This window comes from Streptomyces sp. NPDC045955, assembly GCF_056430805.1.
The window spans coordinates 80,448-95,188 of the sequence record NZ_JBWKKY010000022.1 but is presented as its reverse complement, the minus strand read 5'-3'; the positions used below and the strand labels follow the sequence as shown (position 1 = coordinate 95,188).

Below are 14,741 nucleotides of genomic sequence, written 5' to 3'. Positions count from 1 at the left end.
CCCAATCCTTGATCCTCGTCGGACATCACTCCGGACATCTCCGGGGTCCTCGGACACGGCCCTCGGTCCGGGGGGCCGGTGACGGCCCCGGGTCGCGGCACGCCTAGTACGCTGACGGCCATCCCGGTGCCTGCGAGAGTGTGACTGTGACTTCCCTCCGACCCCGCCCTGAGCCAGCAGAGGTCGCACGTGTGACCTCCACGGCCGCGGAGTTGCTGGAAGTCCTCTGGGGCCGGGCCTCCACGGCACCCGCCTCGGCGTCCCAGCTGCGCGTGCTGCTCATCCTGGAGCACCACGAAGGCATCAACCTGCGCACGCTCGCCGACTCCCTCGCCTCCACCCCGCCCTCCACCAGCCGGCTGTGCGACCGGCTCCAGGCGGCCGGGTTCGTCGAACGCGTGGTGAGCGCGGCCGACCGGCGCGAGGTGCAGCTGCACCTCAGCGGACGGGGCCGCGCCTTCCTGGCCGACCTGCGCGTCCGCCGGGAGCAGACGCTGCGCGCGGTGCTCGACCAGATGCCCGCCGCCAAGCGGGTCGCGCTGCTGCAAGGGCTGGAGGCGTTCTGCGACGCGGCCGCGGCCCAGATACACGACGACACCGACGACGCCGGCTCCGCCGCGTCCGGTGCCCGCACTGCCTGAACCGCCCGTCGTGGCACCGGGACGAACATTCCGGATCCTCCCCCGCGCCCACACCTCACGGCTAGATTGTTGTCCCACGACTATAGTTGTCAAACGACAACTGTCCGCCCCACGTGTCCCGTCGCCAACTCGTCCGTGCCGCACCGCCCCGCCCTCCTGCCCGTACCGTGAGCCGACCGTGCGGGTACCCCGTCACCGCCCCGACCTGCACCGACTGTGGTCAACGTCTCGACAGGCAGAACACGGGGCATGAGCCGGGCGACCGCGGGTAGCGGCCTGGAGGTGGCCTGACGGGGGACGAGAGCGGGCCGGACGACGAGGGAGGGCCCGTGACGGCGATGACGCGCATCGGCACGACGACGGATTCCGGCACCGACACCGGTGAGGAGCTGCCGCAGATCGCCGAGCCCCAGAAGCTCGCCCCGCAGGACGCGCGCGAGCTGACCGGGCAGTTCCTCGACCGGCTCGCCGTGCTGGAGGAGGGCACCCCCGAACACCAGTACGCGCGCAACACGCTCATCGAGATGAACATGTCGCTGGTGCGGTTCGCGGCCCGCCGGTTCCGTGCGAGCGGCCAGTCCATGGAGGACGTCGTCCAGGTCGGCGTCATCGGACTGATCAAGGCCATCGACCGGTTCGAGGTCTCCCGCGAGGTGCAGTTCACCAGCTTCGCGGTGCCGTACATCATCGGCGAGATCAAGCGGTTCTTCCGCGACACGTCCTGGGCCGTGCACGTGCCGCGCCGCCTTCAGGAAGCCCGTACGGAGCTCGCCAAGGCCACCGAGGAACTGGCCTCCCGCCTCGGCCGCGCGCCCAAGGTCGCGGAGCTGGCGGCGCTGATGAACCTCACGGAGGAGGAGGTCGTCGAGGCCCAGGTCGCGGCCAACGGCTACCTCTCCTCGTCCCTGGACGCCGCGGTCACCGGCGACTCGGAGGACAGCGACAGCACGTTGTCCGAGTTCATCGGCGAGGAGGACCCGGCCCTCGAACTCGTCGAGGACTTCCACGCGCTGGCTCCCCTGGTCGCCGAACTCGACGAGCGCCAGCGCCTCATCCTCCACCTCCGCTTCGTCGAGGAACTCACCCAGGCGGACATCGGCAAGCGCCTCGGCATCTCCCAGATGCACGTCTCCCGCCTGATCTCCCGGACGGTGGCCCGCCTGCGGTCGGGGATGCTGGCGACGGGTTAGCCAGTGCCGGGGCAGGCAACGTTCGCCCGTCAAGGAGCGGCGTCCGGTGCGTGCTCTGGGGGTCCCCCGGCCGAGGGCTGGGGGAGTGCCGGCCGGAAGCCCTCGTACTGGACGTACTTGGGCTTTCGGGCGGTGCGGCGAATGGGGGCACCTCCCACGTCCTTAAGGCAGTGGGGGAGCGTGGCCGGGCGTCGCGACGGGGCGAACGTTGCCTGCCGCGGCACTAGTGGTGCCAGGCGCGGCCGCCGGTGTTGTGGATGAACCGCTGCAGCACCTTGAGCGTCGTCAGGTACTCCTCGTCGGAGATGCCGGCGTGCCGTTCCGCCCACAGCTCGTCCTGGAGTGCGGCGGCCTTGCCGTAGAACGCCCTGCCCTCCTCCGTGAGGGCCAGGCGCCCCTCGGAGTCCTCGGTGATCCAGCCCTGGGCGATGGTGATGTCGATCTCCCGCTCCATGGATTCCGAGCCCGTGTCGAGGTACTTCTCGAGGAGGCGGGACACCTCGTGCCGAGTTGTGACGGCGCGGGCTCGTGCGACCTGCGCGAGGACCCACCACTGCGGCTGCGTGGTACCGATCCCCGCGAGGGCGGCCCGGGTGCGGCTGACGACAGCCTCGTAGGCGGCCCAGCTCCAGTAGCCGATGGGCTGCTGGATCAGTTCGGCATCGCTGTGTGAGTACTCCATGGCAGGCTCTCCCGCTTGGTCCGAGCTACTTCGACACGACCGACCGTAGAAACTCAACCTCGCTTGAGGTCAAGGATCTTCAGCGGGCGACGGGCGCGACGGCGGCCGCGTCGGCACCTCACGGGAGAAAACAGCGGCGCCCTGCGGTACTCGAACCCACAACCAATGGATGGAACGTCCCATTGGCCGAGACCGCCAAGGCGGCACAGGCCGGGCCGAGCACGTGGAGCGGCATGCGCCGGAAAGCCGGCCGGCGAGGACCCGTACATCGAGCCGCGCGACACCCGGAAGTGGGACGAGGAGGACCGCCGCCGCCTTGGATCCTGAGGTCGCGGCTCAGGTGTGAGAGGGCTCCGGACGGGGAGTCGGCTGGTCATGGGGATGAAAGCAGACCTGCGCGACGGGGATTACCGGCTGACCAGGCGGGTGATCGCGTGGGGACCGCCGTGGGGGCGCCAGGTCGCGCCCGCAGTGGCGGAGGCTGCTGAACACACCAAGGTCTGGTGGCTGCGGCCGGGGTGATGGCCGCCGTCGGCGGGGGGCGAGGCCGGACGGCGGGCGCCGCTGGGGTCGCGGCCATGGCTACGGCTCAACTGCTCTCCAGCGCGGTCGTCAAGCAGGTATGCCGGCGACGCCGCCCGCCGCCGCAGTGGATCCCACCGGAAGATCTTCGAGGCCGCCCGGACAGTTCCTCCTTCCCCTCCGGGCACACGGCCGCCGCCCTCGCCTTCGTCGGCGCCGTCGCGCCCGTATGGCCGGCCGCCGGTGCCGTGTGCGGGGCATCAGCGGTGACGGTGGCGGCGGAGCGGGTGCACAGCGGTGCCCACTACCCCTCCGACGTGGCCGCCGGCGGCGTGCTCGGACTGGCCGCGGCCACCCTGATACGGGCCGCACCGCATCTGCTGCGGCGACGTCACCTCTGACGTGCGGTGATGCGTCGTGTGGGGTACTCGGGGACCCGATGAGCGCGTGAAAGGAGAGATCGCTGTGTGGTCGTCATCGATCGCCGGACCACTGGCGAAGCCGCCGCGGATCCCGGCAACGCCGACGAAGGACAGGTGAGCACTCATGACAGCAGACGGCTCTCCCCGCTCGGGCGGCGGAGCGCAGGAACCGGTAGGTGAGCTTGTCCAGCGTGCGTCGCAGCAGCTTTCGCAGCTTGTCCGCGACGAAATGCGCCTGGCGCAGGCGGAGATGACCGAGAAAGGCAAGAGGTTCGGCAAGGGCGGCGGCCTGTTCGGCGGCGCCGGCCTGGTGGGTGTCCTCACCCTGCAGGCACTCGTGGCCACCGTGATCGCCGCGCTGTCCCTGGCGATGGACGTGTGGGTGGCGGCACTGATCGTCACCGGTGTCCTGGCCGCCGTCACGGCGCTGATGGCGGCGCTGGGCAAGCAGCAGATCGGCAAGGCAACCCCGCCTACGCCGGAGCAGACGGTGGACAGCGTCAAGACCGATGTAGCCGAGATCAAGGAGAAGACACAGCGATGACCCAGGACAAGCCCCACGCGGGCGATGAGACAGCGCCTTCCCCGGAGGAACTGCGCGAACGGGCCGAGGCGACCCGCGAGGAACTCGGCGAGACCGTCGAGGCACTCGCGGCCAGGACCGACGTGAAGGCCCGGGCCCACGAGAAGACGACGGCCGTCAAGCAGCAGGTCGCCGAGAAGACCACACAGGTCAGGGCTCAGGTGCGGGACAGGGCGACGCACGCCGCCCACATGGTGCAGGACAGGACCCCGGAGCCGGTGCGCGCCAAGGCCGCCGCGGCCACTGGGCACGTCCGTGACAAGGCCGTGCACGTCGGAGAGCTGGCCCGGGAGAAGACCCCGGAGCCGGTGCGCCAGAAGGCCGGCCAAGGCATGCGGATGGCGCGGGCCAACCGAACGCCGCTGTTCGCCGTGGCCGGAGCGCTCATTGCGCTGATGGTCGTACGTCGTGCCAGGAGGCGGCGATGAAGGGCTCGAAGGTCGCCTACAAGCCGGTCGGTCTGGCTCTGGGAGCCATCAGTGGTGTGGTGGCCGGCGGGGTGTTCAAGCAGGTCTGGAAGAAGCTCGGTCACGACGAGGACGCCCCCGACGCCACCGACGAGCAGCGCACCTGGCGCGAGGTCATGTCGGCGGCGGTCCTCCAGGGCGCGATCTTCGCCGGCGTCAAAGCCGCCGTCGACCGCGGCGGCGCCGCCGCGACCCGCCGCCTGACCGGCACCTGGCCCGGCTGATCCCTCCCGTCGCTGTCCGTCGTCCGCGTCGCTCTGCTCGCACATCGCTCACGCGGACCCCGAAACATCACAGCGCCCGGGCCGACCGAAGCCGACCCGAGCGCTGCACCGCAGGTCAGAGGGGATACCCCCGCCCGCGAACCGTAGGCCCTGTGGGACTCGAACCCACAACCAATGGATTAAAAGTCCACTGCTCTGCCAATTGAGCTAAGGGCCCAGGCGATGTTGCCCCCACGAGCATAGCCGGACGAGGCCGAGTCTCCGATCGGGTATCGGTGACCCGGCCGTGCCGGAGGTGTGAAAACACCTGTCGGAACGGCGAAGCGCCGTGGCCCCGCGGGAGCGGGGACCACGGCGCTCGTCATGCCGGTGCGTCAGCTGTTGCGCTTCCAGCGCGGCTTGTCCTCGCGGCGCTGGAAGGAACCACCACCTCGGTGGTCGTCACGCCGACCCTGCGGGCGGTCGTGCCCGGGACGGTCATGCCCGCCGGCGCGGTAGCCCGGACGGTCGTCCCGGCGGTCGCGGTTGAAGGGACGGTCACTGCCACGGTGCCCCGTGCGCTCGTCCCGGCGGAAGCCGCCGCGGTCGTCACGACGCTCGAACGGACGCCCGCCGCGGTCGTCACGACGCTCGAACGAACGGTTGCCGCCACGGTCGTCGCGGCGCTCGAAGGAACGACCACCACGGTCGTCACGACGGAATCCGCCGCGCTCACCACGGTCGCCCCGGTCGTCCCGGCGGAAACCGCCACGGTCACGGTCGCGGTCGAAGGAACGACCACCACGGTCCCGGTCCCGGTCCCGGTTGAACCCACCGCGGTCGTCACGACGCTCGAACGAACGCCCGCCACGGTCGTCACGACGCTCGGAGGAACGGCCACCCCGGTCGCGGTCGAAGGACCGGTCCCGGTCGGCGTACCGGTCACGCCCGGCCCCGCCCCGCTCCTCGCGCCGCTCCCGACGCTCGTACGGCGCGGAGGAAACCTCGGCGCGCTCCACGTCCTGCGCGGTCCGCTGCTCCGGCACCGACACCTCGACGCCGGCCGGAACCTCCGCGGGCTCCCCGGACACCGCCGCCTGCGGCTCCTCGCCCCGCTCCCGGGCGACCCGCGCGAGCAGCCGGTCGGACTCCTCGCGCAGCTCGTTCGCACGGCGCTGCGCCCGCTCCAGCTCCTTGGTGAGCTGAGCGACCTCACGCTCGGCCTGCTGCGCGGCGTTGCCCACGGACTCGGCCTGGACCTCGGTCATCGACCGGGCGCCGGTGATCTCGGCGACCTCCGGGTCGAAGGCACCGGCGCCCTGGATGATGTGGCGCGTGGCGTCGACGCCCGCGTCCTCCATCAGCCGGAAGATCTGACGCCGCTGGTGCGGCAGGGAGAGCGACACGACCGTGCCCGTGCGGCCGGCCCGGGCCGTACGGCCGGCGCGGTGCAGGTAGTCCTTGTGGTCGCCGGCCGGGTCCACGTTCAGCACCAGGTCGATGCCGTCGACGTGGATGCCGCGCGCCGCGACGTCGGTCGCGACGAGCACGTTGACGTACCCGTCCTTGAAGTCGGCCAGGGTCCGCGTCCGCGCGCCCTGCGTCATGCCACCGTGCAGCGCGTCCGCCTTCACACCGGAGTCGCGCAGCTGCTCGGCGACGCGGTCGGCGCCCAGCTGGGTCCGGACGAAGATGATCGTGCGGCCCTTGCGGGAGGCGATGGCCGCGGTCACCGGCGCCTTGTCCTTGGGCTTCACGATGAGGATGTGGTGCGACATGGTCGTCACGGCGCCCTGGGCGGCGTCCACCTCGTGGCTGACCGGGTTGTTCAGGTACCGGTCGACGAGGGTCTTGATCTCGTTCTCCATGGTCGCGGAGAACAGCATCCGCTGACCGCCCGCGGGGACCTGGTCCAGCAGCTCCGTCACCTCGGGCATGAAGCCCAGGTCGGACATCTGGTCGGCCTCGTCGAGAACGGCGATCTGCACGTTCTCCAGCGAGCAGGCGCCGCGGTTGATGATGTCGCGCAGCCGGCCCGGCGTGGCGACCAGGACGTCGACGCCCCGCTCCAGGGCGTAGATCTGGTTGCCCATGGACGTACCGCCGCAGACGACCTTCATCTTGAGGCCGAGGACGTCGCCGTAGGGCTGGAGCGCGTCGGCGACCTGCATGGCGAGCTCACGCGTCGGCGTGAGGATGACGGCCCGCGGCTTGTGCTTCTCGGTGCGGCCGCCGGCCAGCGTGGCCAGGGCGGGCAGACCGAAGGAGAGGGTCTTGCCGGAGCCGGTGCGGCCCCGGCCGAGGATGTCCTTGCCGAGCAGGGCGTCCGGGATGGTCGCGGCCTGGATCGGGAAGGGGGTGGTCACGCCGTTCTGCGCGAGCTTGCGGACGACGCCCTCGGGGAGACCGAGGTCGGCGAAAGTGACCTCGGGGGCGTCCTCGGCTGCCTCGTTCTCGGGCACGACGACGTGATCAGTACTGGCGATGGACATGCGAATGCGAAACCTTCCGGAGTCTCGTCGGCACGCGCCCGTCAACTCCGTGATTCGCGATTCGCAATACGACCGCCTCAATGCGGTCCACCACGGCAAGGGAGAGAGTACGCGCCACACGGCGCGCTCTGCGGTGGCGCCGGGCAAGATGGGATCAAACGATCTGCCACCATACGCACTCCGGGGCCCATAAGGCAAACCGGACTCCGCAGGAGGCAGTTGGGACGCCCTCCGCCGGCCAGTGGCCCGGAGAACCTCCCGTGGTCTGCCAACCGACGGCCCCCCGGAATTGTTCCCGCCCGGCGGCACAAGCCGGCAGGGCTACGCCGGTGCCCCCGCCTCCGGTGCCGGCTCCCGCTGCGCCAGCTGCGGCCCCGGCGGTTCGTGCGCCGACGACGACGGCTCCGGCTTGTCCGACGGCTCCGGCGACGTCGTCACCTCGGTGGGCGTCGGCGTGGGCTCGGGTTCGGCCGTCCGGGTGGGCGTCGGCTGAGCCGGTGGCTTCGGCATGGGCCTGACCGGCTTCCCCGGCTTGTCGCGCCCGGGCGGGGACGCGCTCACCACGGCGGACGGCGACACGTCCGAAGAGTCCGGCTCCCCCGCCCCGCCGCCCTTGCCCTTCTTCCCCTTCTTGCCCTTGCCGTGCCCGCGCTCGCCGTCGGCCGCCGCCGAACCGAACCCGGTACCGCTGCCCGCCGCCGCGGACCCGCCGTCGGGCGCCTCCCCGCCGTGCCGCCCGGCGGAGTGCGACGGCCTGGCGCTCCCTCCCGCGCCGTCGTCGCCGACGCTCATACAGCCGGCGGCAGCGGCGACGGCCACGGCCGCGGCGGCCAGGCGGACGGGAACGTACAAGGGGCGCACGGGGCCACCTCCGGGAAGGGTGATGGAGTCAACACCTCCAACTCCCGCCGCCCACAAGAGGACACGCGCCCCGTATTCACAACCCGCTCAGCCGTAACCCAGGGCGTGAAGGCGCGCGTCGTCGATGCCGAAGTGGTGCGCGATCTCGTGCACCACCGTGATCTCCGTCTCGGCGACGACGTCCTCCCTCGACTCGCACATCCGCAGCGTCGGATTCCGGTAGATGGTGATCCGGTCCGGCAGCACACCGGCGTACCACTCGCCCCGGTCGGTCAGCGGAGTCCCCTCGTACAGCCCGAGCAGCTCGGGATCGTCCGAGGGCGGATCGTCCTCGACGAACACCGCGACGTTGTCCATCAGTCGCGTCAACTCCGGCGGGATCCGGTCGAGCGCCTCGGCGACCAGTTCCTCGAACTCCTCGCGCGTCATCTCCAGCACAGGCCCATTGTCGGCCACGACCGGGCGGTACGAGAGCCTTCCGGCGTCGCATATCCGGCCCGGGACTTGGGCATACGGGACCAATGGCCCGCGTCCCCGCCGCAGTCCTGAGTGTCCTGAACCCGATCCGCAAGGCCCCGCGCACCCTCGCCCGCCGCTACCGCTCCCGGCAGGCCCCGGCCACGATCGAACTCGTGCCGCAGCCGCACCCGTGGACCCGTGCGGTGGGGCTCGTGGCCGTCGTCCTCCTCGGCGCCTGGCTGGGCCTGCTGGTCGTGGGCAATGTCCGGGTCCCGGTCGGCCCCATGAACACCACCATGACGCTGCGGCCCTCCTTCACCGGCGGCACCAAGATCAACATCTCGCCTCTGGGCGCCCTCCAGCTGGACAGCCACATCGCCCCCGTCCGCCTGGACGTGAACGTCGACCAGCTCGACCCGGAGCGCTCCCAGGCCCTGGTCGACCACCCCGAGCGCCTCTCCGGCCTCCAGGACGAGGTCACCGAGGACGTCGGACGCGGCACCCTCGACCTGGCCCTCCGCTCGAGTGTCGCGGTCGTCGGCGGCGCCACCGCGCTCGGCCTCGCGGTCTACCGTCGCCCGCGCCGCGCCCTGGCGGCCGGCGGCCTCGCGCTCGCCCTCCTCGCCGCATCGGGCGGCACGGCATACGCCACCTGGCGCCCCGACTCCGTCCTGGAACCCAAGTTCTCCGGGCTGCTCACCTCGGCCCCCTCCCTGGTCGGCAACGCGCGCAGCATCGTCACGGAATTCGACGTCTACCAGAAGGAATTGGCCCGCCTGGTCACCAACGTGACCAAGCTCTACGACGCCACCTCGACCCTGCCGGCCTATGCGCCCGACCCCTCGACCATCCGGGTCCTGCACGTCTCCGACATCCACCTGAACCCTGCGAGCTGGAAGATCATCGCTTCGCTGGTGGAGCAGTACAAGGTGGACGTGATCGTCGACTCGGGCGACACGATGGACCACGGCACGGCCGCCGAGAACGGCTTCCTGGACCCCATCGAGGACCTCGGGGCGCCCTACGTCTGGGTCCGCGGCAACCACGACTCGATGATCACGCAGCGCTATCTGGAGGGCCTGAAGAACGTCCACGTCCTGGACGACGGCCGGGCCAAGACGATCAAGGGCCTGCGCTTCGCGGGCATCGGCGACCCTCAGTTCACCCCCGACCGCTCGAAGCAGCCAGGCAACGAGCAGTCCCAGGAGCTGGCGGGCGCCCGCCTGGCCACGGCCCTGCGCGACCAGCGCACGGCAGGCAGCCCGGTGGACATCGCCATCGCCCACGAACCGTCGGCGGCCCGCGAGGTCGACGGAGAGGTGCCGCTGGTGCTGGCCGGCCACGTCCACCACGACGAGATGGAAGTCCTGAAGTACGGCACCCGGCTCCGTATCGAGGGCTCCACGGGCGGCAGCGGCCTGCGGGCCATCGAGGGCAAGCACCCGGACCCCATCGAGGCGTCGATCCTGTACTTCGACCGGGAAACCCGTCATCTCCAGGCCTGGGACGAGATCGAACTGGGCGGCCTCGGCCTCACGACGGCCGAGGTCAGCCGCCACCTCCCGGAGGAGAACCAGCCCGGCGCCACCGAGTCCCCGACCCCTGCGACGCAGTCCCCGACGACCTCTCCGACGGCCTCCCCCTAAACCGTTTTGGCGATAGCTCCCGCCATCCCATATGCTTCTCACGTCCCCGACGCGCTGAGAAGCGCCCAGGCGGGCCGATAGCCCTCATCGTCTAGCGGCCTAGGACGCCGCCCTTTCAAGGCGGTAGCACGGGTTCGAATCCCGTTGGGGGCACGCACCACCCTGTGCGACACTGTCGTACGACACGCTTGGTCCTGTGGAGCAGTTTGGAGTGCTCGCCACCCTGTCAAGGTGGAGGCCGCGGGTTCAAATCCCGTCAGGACCGCTGAGGTTTCACGTGAAACCTCGTGGCTGGGTAGCTCAGTTGGTACGAGCGTCCGCCTGAAAAGCGGAAGGTCGCCGGTTCGACCCCGGCCCCAGCCACAACGGAAACCCCCGTCGAGTCCTCGACGGGGGTTTCGCTTTGCCGTCCTCCGGAAGGGGCCGCGGCCCCGGCCGAACCACCGGAGACAAAAGCGTTAGCCACAAAAATCCGCGGGATGAGATCCTGGACGGCGTATGTCTACGCAATCCGCCCCCGCCCTCGGCGCCCTCGCCTCCCGCCTGACCGAGCTCTCCCTGCGCGACGCGCACCGGCTCGGGCGCAGGCTCGAAGGTGCACGCAAGATCCGTAAGCCGGAGGCCCGCGCCGCCGTGCTGGCCGAGATCGAGGCGGAGATCGGCAAGGCCGAGGAGCGGATGGCCGGGCGCCGCGCCGGTGTACCCGAGATCACGTATCCCGAGCAGCTGCCGGTCAGTCAGAAGAAGGACGAGATCGCCGACGCCATCCGCGACCATCAGGTCGTGATCGTCGCCGGTGAGACCGGCTCCGGGAAGACCACGCAGATCCCGAAGATCTGCATGGAGCTCGGCCGCGGGGTCCGCGGCATGATCGGGCACACCCAGCCCCGCCGGATCGCCGCCCGCACCGTCGCCGAGCGCGTGGCGGAGGAGCTGGACACCCCGCTGGGCGGGGCCGTCGGCTGGAAGGTGCGCTTCACCGACCAGGTCGACCCGGACGCCACCTTCGTCAAGCTCATGACGGACGGCATCCTGCTCGCCGAGATCCAGACCGACCGCGAGCTGCGCGCCTACGACACGATCATCATCGACGAGGCCCACGAGCGGTCCCTCAACATCGACTTCCTGCTGGGCTACCTCGCCCAGCTGCTGCCGAAGCGCCCCGACCTCAAGGTCGTCATCACCTCGGCCACCATCGACCCCGAGCGCTTCTCCCGGCACTTCGGCGACGCCCCGATCGTCGAGGTCAGCGGCCGTACGTACCCCGTGGAGGTCCGCTACCGGCCGCTCCTGGAGGAGGACGGCGACGACGCCGACCGCGACCAGATCACCGCGATCACCGACGCGGTGGAGGAGCTCCAGAAGGAGGGCAAGGGCGACATCCTGGTCTTCCTCTCCGGCGAGCGGGAGATCCGCGACACGGCCGACGCCCTGACCAAGAAGAACTATCGCTTCACGGAGATCCTGCCCCTCTACGCCCGGCTCTCCCACGCCGAGCAGCACCGCGTCTTCCAGCCGCACACCGGACGCAGGATCGTTCTGGCCACGAACGTCGCCGAGACGTCCCTCACGGTCCCGGGCATCAAGTACGTCATCGACCCCGGCTTCGCCCGCATCTCGCGCTACAGCCACCGCACCAAGGTCCAGCGCCTCCCGATCGAGCCGGTGTCCCAGGCCAGCGCCAACCAGCGCAAGGGCCGCTGCGGCCGTACCAGCGACGGCATCTGCATCCGCCTCTACAGCGAGGACGACTTCAACGCCCGCCCGGAGTTCACGGACGCGGAGATCCTCCGGACGAACCTCGCCTCCGTCATCCTGCAGATGACCGCGGCCGGCCTCGGCGACATCGAGAAGTTCCCCTTCATCGACCCGCCGGACCACCGCAACATCCGCGACGGCGTGCAGCTCCTCCAGGAGCTGGGCGCCCTCGACCCCGCGCAGAAGGACCCTCGCAAGCGGCTCACGGACACCGGCCGCAAGCTCGCCCAGCTGCCCGTCGACCCGCGGCTGGCCCGCATGGTCCTGGAGGCGGACAAGAACGGCTGCGTGCGCGAGGTCATGGTCATAGCCGCCGCGCTGTCCATCCAGGACCCGCGCGAGCGCCCCGCCGACAAGCAGACCCAGGCCGACCAGCAGCACGCCCGCTTCAAGGACGAGACCAGCGACTTCCTGGCCTACCTCAACCTCTGGCGCTACATCCGCGAGCAGCAGAAGGAGCGCGGCTCGTCCTCCTTCCGCCGGATGTGCAAGCAGGAGTACCTCAACTTCCTTCGCATCCGCGAATGGCAGGACATCTACAGCCAGTTGCGCACGGTCGCGAAGCAGATGGGCATCCACCTCAACGAGGACGATGCCCCGGCCGACCGCATCCACGTCTCCCTCCTCGCCGGCCTGCTCTCCCACATCGGCATGAAGGACGTGAAGGACTCCGGGGCGGAGGGCGGGAGAAACACCGGGAAGAACGAGTACCTGGGCGCCCGCAACGCCAAGTTCGCGATCTTCCCCGGCTCGGCCCTCTTCAAGAAGCCCCCGCGCTTCGTGATGTCGGCGGAGCTCGTCGAGACGTCCCGCCTCTGGGCCCGCGTCAACGCCAAGATCGAGCCCGAGTGGGTCGAGCCCCTCGCCGGCCATCTCCTCAAACGCACCTACAGCGAACCGCACTGGGAGAAGGACCAGGCCGCGGTGATGGCGTACGAGAAGGTCACGCTCTACGGCGTGCCGATCGTGGCGCAGCGGAAGGTGAACTACGGCCGGATCGACCCGGAGGTCAGCCGCGAGCTGTTCATCCGGAACGCGCTCGTCGAGGGCGACTGGCGCACGCACCACAAGTTCTTCTCGGACAACCGCAGACTCCTCACCGAGGTCGAGGAGCTGGAGCACCGGGCCCGGCGCCGCGACATCCTGGTCGACGACGAGACGCTGTTCGACTTCTACGACCAGCGGATCCCCGAACACGTCGTCTCCGGAGCCCACTTCGACTCCTGGTGGAAGCACAAGCGGCACGAACAGCCCGACCTCCTCGACTTCGAGCGCGAGATGCTCATCAACGAGAAGGCGGGCGAGGTCACCAAGGACGACTATCCGGACACCTGGCGCCAGGGCAACCTCAAGTTCCGGGTGACGTACCAGTTCGAGCCGGGCGCGGACGCCGACGGCGTGACCGTCCACATCCCGCTCCAGGTCCTCAACCAGGTCACGGACGAGGGCTTCGACTGGCAGATCCCGGGCCTGCGGGAGGAGCTCGTCACGGAGCTCATCCGCTCCCTGCCCAAGCCGATCCGCCGCAACTACGTGCCCGCGCCGAACTACGCGAAGGCGTTCCTCGACCGCGCGGTCCCTCTGCAGGAGCCTCTCACCATCACCATGACCCGCGAACTGCGGCGCATGGTGGGCGTGCCCTTCGAGGCGGACGACTTCGACTGGTCCAAGGTCCCCGACCATCTCAAGGTCACGTTCCGGATCGTCGACGAGCGGCGCCGCAAGCTCGCCGAGGACAAGGACCTGGAGGCGCTGAAGCTCAGGCTCCGGCCGAAGGCCCGCAGGGCCCTCTCCCAGGCGGCAGCGGCCACCGCGGAGCGCCAGGGCGGCGAGTCCCTGGAGCGCAAGGGCCTCACGGACTGGACGATCGGTGCGCTCACCCGCGTCTTCGAGACCCGGCGGGCCGGCCAGCCGGTGAAGGCCTACCCCGCGCTGGTCGACGACGGCGACACAGTCTCCGTACGCCTCTTCGACACGGAGGCCGAGCAGCAGCAGGCCATGTGGAAGGGCACCCGCCGCCTGATCCTGCGCAACATCCCGGTGAACCCGGCGAAGTTCGCCTCCGAGAAGCTGACGAACCCGCAGAAGCTGGCACTGTCCGCGAATCCGCACGGCTCCATCCAGGCGCTGTTCGACGACTGCGCGATGGCGGCCGCCGACAAGCTGATCGCGGACTTCGGCGGGCCGGCGTGGGACGAGGAGTCGTACCGGAAGCTGTACGACAAGGTGCGCGCCGAGATCGTCGACACGACCGTCCGCACGGTGGGGCAGGTGCAGCAGGTGCTGGCCGCCTGGCAGGCCTGTGAACGCCGTCTGAAGGCCGTACGCAGCCCCGCGCTGCTGCCGAACCTCCAGGACGTGCGGAGGCAGCTGGACGCCCTCGTGAAGCCCGGCTTCGTGACCGAGGCGGGGCTGCGTCGCATGCCGGACCTGATGCGCTACCTGGTGGCCGCGGACCGGCGTCTGCAGCAGATGCCGACGAACGTCCAGCGGGACACCACACGGATGCAGAAGGTCCACGAGATGCAGGACGAGTACGCCTGGCTCCTGGAGCAGATGCCGCAGGGGCGGCCGGTGCCGTCGTCGGTCCTGGACATCCGCTGGATGATCGAGGAGCTTCGGGTCAGCTACTTCGCCCACGCGCTGGGCACGGCGTACCCCGTCTCCGACAAGCGGATCGTGAAGGCGATCGACGCGGCGGTGCCGTAACGAGACGCGCACGCAGGGTGAGTTCGACCAGGACCCCACCCTCCTGTAGAGTCTCTTCTCGCAGCGCAACGCACGAATCGCGCCGCGAAACTCCCCCAGTGCCTTA

13 protein-coding genes and 4 tRNA genes are annotated in these 14,741 nt (G+C 70.3%); 12 read left to right on the top strand and 5 right to left on the bottom strand.

Annotated elements, in window-relative coordinates; all coding sequences use genetic code 11:
* Nucleotides 1–140 precede the first annotated feature (140 nt).
* Complete coding sequence (locus AC07F0_RS33325; RefSeq protein ID WP_478983674.1) at nt 141–641, top strand: MarR family transcriptional regulator; 501 nt, start codon at nt 141–143, stop codon at nt 639–641.
* Between the two features lie 338 nt (nt 642–979).
* Nucleotides 980–1,831 carry an RNA polymerase sigma factor SigF gene (locus AC07F0_RS33320; RefSeq protein ID WP_478983696.1) on the top strand — a complete coding sequence of 284 codons (852 nt, stop codon included), beginning with the start codon at nt 980–982 and terminating at the stop codon, nt 1,829–1,831.
* Between the two features lie 223 nt (nt 1,832–2,054).
* On the opposite strand, the gene AC07F0_RS33315 is transcribed toward AC07F0_RS33320, so the two are convergent.
* A complete protein-coding gene (locus tag AC07F0_RS33315; protein ID WP_478983673.1) occupies nt 2,055–2,513 on the bottom strand; it encodes a MarR family winged helix-turn-helix transcriptional regulator in 459 nt (152 codons plus the stop codon).
* A gap of 375 nt (nt 2,514–2,888) precedes the next feature.
* Between AC07F0_RS33315 and AC07F0_RS33310 the strand changes: the two genes are divergently transcribed.
* The 5 genes from AC07F0_RS33310 (at nt 2,889) to AC07F0_RS33290 (ending at nt 4,731) form a co-directional block, all read left to right on the top strand.
* Nucleotides 2,889–3,035, top strand: coding sequence for a hypothetical protein (locus AC07F0_RS33310; RefSeq protein WP_478983672.1), 147 nt, complete (start codon nt 2,889–2,891; stop codon nt 3,033–3,035).
* Nucleotides 3,036–3,091: 56 nt separating this feature from the next.
* On the top strand, nt 3,092–3,436 hold the full coding sequence (locus tag AC07F0_RS33305; protein WP_478983671.1) for a phosphatase PAP2 family protein: 345 nt from the start codon (nt 3,092–3,094) through the stop codon (nt 3,434–3,436).
* A gap of 145 nt (nt 3,437–3,581) precedes the next feature.
* Nucleotides 3,582–4,001, top strand: coding sequence for a phage holin family protein (locus AC07F0_RS33300; protein ID WP_478983670.1), 420 nt, complete (start codon nt 3,582–3,584; stop codon nt 3,999–4,001).
* Nucleotides 3,998–4,468, top strand: coding sequence for a DUF3618 domain-containing protein (locus AC07F0_RS33295; protein WP_478983669.1), 471 nt, complete (start codon nt 3,998–4,000; stop codon nt 4,466–4,468). The genes AC07F0_RS33300 and AC07F0_RS33295 overlap by 4 nt, the downstream gene beginning before the upstream one ends.
* Nucleotides 4,465–4,731 carry a DUF4235 domain-containing protein gene (locus AC07F0_RS33290; protein WP_478983668.1) on the top strand — a complete coding sequence of 89 codons (267 nt, stop codon included), beginning with the start codon at nt 4,465–4,467 and terminating at the stop codon, nt 4,729–4,731. Before AC07F0_RS33295 ends, AC07F0_RS33290 begins: the two co-directional genes overlap by 4 nt.
* Before the next feature lie 144 nt (nt 4,732–4,875).
* Here AC07F0_RS33290 and AC07F0_RS33285 read toward each other — a convergent pair.
* The 4 genes from AC07F0_RS33285 to AC07F0_RS33270 all read right to left on the bottom strand — a co-directional run bounded on the left by AC07F0_RS33285 (nt 4,876) and on the right by AC07F0_RS33270 (nt 8,501).
* Nucleotides 4,876–4,948, bottom strand: a tRNA-Lys gene (locus AC07F0_RS33285).
* Nucleotides 4,949–5,105: 157 nt separating this feature from the next.
* Nucleotides 5,106–7,202, bottom strand: coding sequence for a DEAD/DEAH box helicase (locus AC07F0_RS33280; protein WP_478983666.1), 2,097 nt, complete (start codon nt 7,200–7,202; stop codon nt 5,106–5,108).
* 321 nt (nt 7,203–7,523) lie between these two features.
* Nucleotides 7,524–8,063 (bottom strand): hypothetical protein, encoded by a 540-nt coding sequence (locus AC07F0_RS33275; protein WP_478983665.1) that lies wholly within the window; start codon nt 8,061–8,063, stop codon nt 7,524–7,526.
* An 87-nt stretch (nt 8,064–8,150) separates the two neighbouring features.
* Nucleotides 8,151–8,501 carry a metallopeptidase family protein gene (locus AC07F0_RS33270; protein ID WP_059420586.1) on the bottom strand — a complete coding sequence of 117 codons (351 nt, stop codon included), beginning with the start codon at nt 8,499–8,501 and terminating at the stop codon, nt 8,151–8,153.
* Between the two features lie 83 nt (nt 8,502–8,584).
* Between AC07F0_RS33270 and AC07F0_RS33265 the strand changes: the two genes are divergently transcribed.
* The 5 genes from AC07F0_RS33265 (at nt 8,585) to hrpA (ending at nt 14,635) form a co-directional block, all read left to right on the top strand.
* Entirely contained in the window at nt 8,585–10,168 is a 1,584-nt protein-coding gene (locus AC07F0_RS33265) for a metallophosphoesterase family protein (protein ID WP_478983664.1), read from the top strand.
* 80 nt (nt 10,169–10,248) lie between these two features.
* Nucleotides 10,249–10,321: transfer RNA gene (locus AC07F0_RS33260), tRNA-Glu, on the top strand.
* Nucleotides 10,322–10,358: 37 nt separating this feature from the next.
* Nucleotides 10,359–10,433, top strand: a tRNA-Asp gene (locus tag AC07F0_RS33255).
* Between the two features lie 24 nt (nt 10,434–10,457).
* Nucleotides 10,458–10,531: transfer RNA gene (locus AC07F0_RS33250), tRNA-Phe, on the top strand.
* Nucleotides 10,532–10,666: 135 nt separating this feature from the next.
* Nucleotides 10,667–14,635 (top strand): ATP-dependent RNA helicase HrpA, encoded by a 3,969-nt coding sequence (gene hrpA / locus AC07F0_RS33245; RefSeq protein ID WP_478983662.1) that lies wholly within the window; start codon nt 10,667–10,669, stop codon nt 14,633–14,635.
* The last annotated feature ends 106 nt before the right edge of the window (nt 14,636–14,741 follow it).

Bases quoted from the DNA above. Each gene is read 5' to 3' on its own strand.
- AC07F0_RS33305 (WP_478983671.1), top strand. From the start codon at position 3,092: ATGGCTACGGCTCAACTGCTCTCCAGCGCGGTCGTCAAGCAGGTATGC.
- AC07F0_RS33315 (WP_478983673.1), bottom strand. From the start codon at position 2,513: ATGGAGTACTCACACAGCGATGCCGAACTGATCCAGCAGCCCATCGGC.
- AC07F0_RS33265 (WP_478983664.1), top strand. From the start codon at position 8,585: ATGGCCCGCGTCCCCGCCGCAGTCCTGAGTGTCCTGAACCCGATCCGC.
- AC07F0_RS33300 (WP_478983670.1), top strand. From the start codon at position 3,582: ATGACAGCAGACGGCTCTCCCCGCTCGGGCGGCGGAGCGCAGGAACCG.
- AC07F0_RS33320 (WP_478983696.1), top strand. From the start codon at position 980: ATGACGCGCATCGGCACGACGACGGATTCCGGCACCGACACCGGTGAG.
- AC07F0_RS33290 (WP_478983668.1), top strand. From the start codon at position 4,465: ATGAAGGGCTCGAAGGTCGCCTACAAGCCGGTCGGTCTGGCTCTGGGA.
- AC07F0_RS33280 (WP_478983666.1), bottom strand. From the start codon at position 7,202: ATGTCCATCGCCAGTACTGATCACGTCGTCGTGCCCGAGAACGAGGCA.
- hrpA (WP_478983662.1), top strand. From the start codon at position 10,667: ATGTCTACGCAATCCGCCCCCGCCCTCGGCGCCCTCGCCTCCCGCCTG.
- AC07F0_RS33295 (WP_478983669.1), top strand. From the start codon at position 3,998: ATGACCCAGGACAAGCCCCACGCGGGCGATGAGACAGCGCCTTCCCCG.
- AC07F0_RS33310 (WP_478983672.1), top strand. From the start codon at position 2,889: ATGGGGATGAAAGCAGACCTGCGCGACGGGGATTACCGGCTGACCAGG.